Genomic DNA, 3,662 nt, shown 5'->3' on the forward strand with positions numbered 1-3,662 from the left:
CTATCCGAAGACATAAACCGAACGTATTTTCGAATACGTGACGGTTTAGTTCAGTGAACCCTTTTTTATGAAATTAGGTTGTCTATTTATAATCTATTCTCTTGACTTACCACCATAATGCTTATACCAACCAATGGCTTCTTCAATTCCTCGTTCAAAGCTCCAGTCAGGTTCGTAACCAAGCATTTCTTTTGCCTTAGAAATATCTGCATTGCTGTGCTTAATGTCTCCCGCACGTTCAGGACCGAAGTTAGGTTCGATCGACTTATCTAAAGCGTCTTTTAAATTCCCGTATATATCGATTAGGTATTCTCTACCGCCATATGCAATATTGAAGGCTTCGCCTGCCGCAGAACTTGGCGCTTGACAGGCTTTCAGATTCGCTTCGATCACGTTTTCGATATACGTGAAGTCCCTGCTCTGTTTGCCGTCACCGTTGATCGTCGGTTGTTCATCGTTCAGTAGTTGTTTCAGGAACTTAGGTATGACGGCCGCATAAGCACCATTAGGATCCTGACGTCGACCAAATACGTTAAAGTATCTCAGTCCATAGGTGTCCAGACCATAGAGGGAGTGATAAAGTCTTGCGTACTCCTCATCTATTTTTTTAGTCAAGGCATAAGGTGATAAAACCTTTCCTTCTCTCCCTTCCTTTTTGGGTAGGGTCGGTTCGTCTCCGTATACTGAAGAACTGGACGCATAGACAAATTTCTTCACATTATTCTTTACTGCTGCTTCCATCATATTGATCGTACCCTGTACATTCACTTTTTCATAGTGCTGAGGCATCTCGATGCTTCGCGGAACACTTCCCCATGCCGCCTGATGAAGGATATAATCTACACCATCACCTGCTTTTAAGCACACATCATAGTCAGTGATATCACCTTCGATAAATGTGAATTTCTCATTTGACAGAAAAGGTTCAATATTCGATTTATGGCCATTGGATAAATCGTCCAGACAACGGACTGCATAACCTTTCTTGAGCAGTACTTCGATGAGGTTGGACCCAATAAAACCGGCTCCACCTGTGACGAGAAAAACACTATCCTTTGCAAATTTCACATTTTCATATCCCATTAGTCTTCCACCTTTTAATTAAAGTCTCCAGTATCTTAATCCAGCTGTTTCATACTCTTTTCTGTTTAAAATCCCTTTGATATCCAGCAAAACCTTGTTCTCATTTAAACCTTCTTTAAACATTTGATTAAAATCCTCTTGAGATAATTTTAGAAATTGATCATGACCTACCGCTACAATAATAGCGTCCATATTTTCTATATCTTTAACGGAATCAAATACAATGTCATATTCCTCTTTAGCTTCTTCAGAGTCCGCTTCAGGATCAGCAATCATCGGTACTATTCCATACTCCTTAAGCTCATTAACAATATCGATAACACGAGTATTTCTAGTATCTGGACAGTTCTCTTTAAATGTAAATCCAAGAATGGCTACTTTTGCTTCCTTAACTGGTACATTAGCTTTAATAAGGTTTTTAATGAGATTTTCTACCACATATTTCCCCATGTTATCATTAATTCTGCGCCCCGATAAAATTATTTGTGAATGGTAACCTAGTTGTGCAGCCTTATATGTCAAGTAGTAAGGATCTATCCCTATACAATGTCCTCCTACTAAACCAGGTGAAAAGTTAAGGAAGTTCCACTTGGTGCCCGCGGCTTCTAAGACAGCTTTGGTATCAATGTCCATTTTGTCAAAAATAATAGAAAGTTCGTTCATAAAAGCAATATTAATATCTCTTTGAGAATTTTCAATAACTTTAGCAGCCTCCGCTACTTTAATTGATTCTGCTCTGTGAACTCCAGCATCAACGACAAGCTCATAAACTTTCGCTATAGTATCAAGTGATTCTTCATCCATACCAGCTACAACTTTTACAATCGTTTCAAGTCTATGTACTTTATCACCTGGGTTGATTCTCTCAGGAGAATAGCCGACTTTGAAGTCTACTCCACAAACTAGTCCCGATTCTTTTTCTAGTATAGGAATACACGTATCTTCAGTAACACCAGGGTAAACAGTTGATTCAAAAACAACTATAGATCCTTTCGTTAAATTTTTCCCCACTGTTTTGCTTGCTGATTCTACTGGTCTCAAATCAGGTGTGTGGTCGGAATTAACTGGAGTAGGAACTGCCACAATATGAAATTTAGCTTCTTTCAGCTTCTCTTCATTTGACGTAAATTCGACAGTGGTATTTTTTATTACCTCATCCCCAACTTCTTTAGTTGGATCAATCCCACTTTTATACTCTTCGACTTTCTCATCGCTAATATCGAATCCAATAACATCAGCCTTTTTAGCAAAAGAAACAGCTATTGGCATGCCTACATAACCTAGTCCTACTAGAGAAATTTTTTCTTCTCTATTTTTTATTTTTTCGAATAAGTTCATCTTAATTACCCCTTTTTTCATTAATTTTTTTTAAGTATGTTTGAATAACAATATTTCTATCAAATTCATTTTCTATCTTTTTTCTGCCTGCTATTCCCATTTCTTTCTTAGCTTCATAAGGTACTTTTATAAACTTCTTTATTGTTTTAACTAATGATGCAGTTGACTTAGCCTCAAAGCCATAACCGCTAATTCCTTCATCAAAAGTTTCTTTACATCCGCTTACGTTTGAAGCAAGTACGGGTCTACCGGTAGAAGCAGATTCAAGTAAAACATTTGAGAGTCCCTCGTGATAGGAAGGTAATATTGTAGCATGGGAGGATTTAATAAATTTATGAACATTACCTTGTTGACCATGGAAATGTATTATTCCATTATTATTTAACTCTTCAAGTTGGTTAAAATATTTTTCTTCAGAGAAACCGATTATATGAAATTCAACGTTATTATTATTTTTAAATATTTTTGCTGCCTCGAGTAATTCTTCTATTCCCTTATTTTTCATAATCCTACCTATGTACAGCAAACGAAGTGGACGTTTATCGGCAGGATATTGTTCATACAGATGTTCAGCTAGGTTAACACCTGAACCTGGCAAGACTAAAGCATTCTTAGTATAAATATTCTTTTCATGGAAGTAAATTTTGTTTGATTCATTTTGAAAAAATACTGTAGAGGCATCCCTTAGACCTTGCTTGTACAAAAATAACGTAAACTTTTGCATTAAACCTTCATTTTCAACTGCAGTTCCTAATCCAGTAATATTTGGTAAATATGGTGTTTTGGTTATTCTACAAGCAATACCACCATATATATTAGGTTTAATTGTATAGGTTAGAACAATATGCGGTTTGATTTCATTAATCATCTTTATGTAGGAAAGGATGAGTTTTACATCAGCTAATGGATTTGTTCCTCTTCTTTCTACTTTCGACTCTATATATTTACAACCTAGGTTTTGGATTAAAGGAGTATACTCATCCTTTGGCAACGATGTAAACACTTCATGTCCTTGATTTATAAGCTCTTGGAGAAGCTCTTTTCTAAATTTATACAGTCCCATACCAAAGTTAGACAACACTAGAATTTTCATCTATATACCCTCCTTACCGGAACAGTAATTACCAATTTTTTTAAATTTTTATCATGTTTTAAAGCAACTATCGTTGCTCTTTCAATAAAAGTGCAAAAAGACACCTCTTCCCCCCTTAATCTGATAAAATGAAGTTCACTAAAACAAA

Annotated in this window: 3 protein-coding genes; all 3 read right to left on the bottom strand. The window is 36.1% G+C overall.

The window, feature by feature from the left end; translation table 11 throughout:
* Positions 1–93 precede the first annotated feature (93 nt).
* Genes ACYVLS_RS09225 through ACYVLS_RS09235 form a run of 3 tightly spaced genes read right to left on the bottom strand, consistent with a single transcriptional unit; the run spans position 94 to position 3,514 of the window.
* Positions 94–1,083 carry an SDR family oxidoreductase gene (locus tag ACYVLS_RS09225; RefSeq protein ID WP_460323820.1) on the bottom strand — a complete coding sequence of 330 codons (990 nt, stop codon included), beginning with the start codon at positions 1,081–1,083 and terminating at the stop codon, positions 94–96.
* Between the two features lie 18 nt (positions 1,084–1,101).
* Positions 1,102–2,421: a nucleotide sugar dehydrogenase gene (locus ACYVLS_RS09230; RefSeq protein WP_460323822.1), complete on the bottom strand. Its 1,320-nt coding sequence runs from the start codon at positions 2,419–2,421 to the stop codon at positions 1,102–1,104.
* A gap of 1 nt (position 2,422) precedes the next feature.
* Positions 2,423–3,514 (bottom strand): glycosyltransferase family 4 protein, encoded by a 1,092-nt coding sequence (locus ACYVLS_RS09235; RefSeq protein WP_460323824.1) that lies wholly within the window; start codon positions 3,512–3,514, stop codon positions 2,423–2,425.
* Between the last annotated feature and the right edge of the window lie 148 nt (positions 3,515–3,662).

It is taken from the genome of Alkalibacterium psychrotolerans (assembly GCF_054784355.1).

Excerpts from the sequence above, each read along its gene's own strand:
- ACYVLS_RS09225 (WP_460323820.1), bottom strand. The coding sequence starts at position 1,083 with ATGGGATATGAAAATGTGAAATTTGCAAAGGATAGTGTTTTTCTCGTC.
- ACYVLS_RS09230 (WP_460323822.1), bottom strand. The coding sequence starts at position 2,421 with ATGAACTTATTCGAAAAAATAAAAAATAGAGAAGAAAAAATTTCTCTA.
- ACYVLS_RS09235 (WP_460323824.1), bottom strand. The coding sequence starts at position 3,514 with ATGAAAATTCTAGTGTTGTCTAACTTTGGTATGGGACTGTATAAATTT.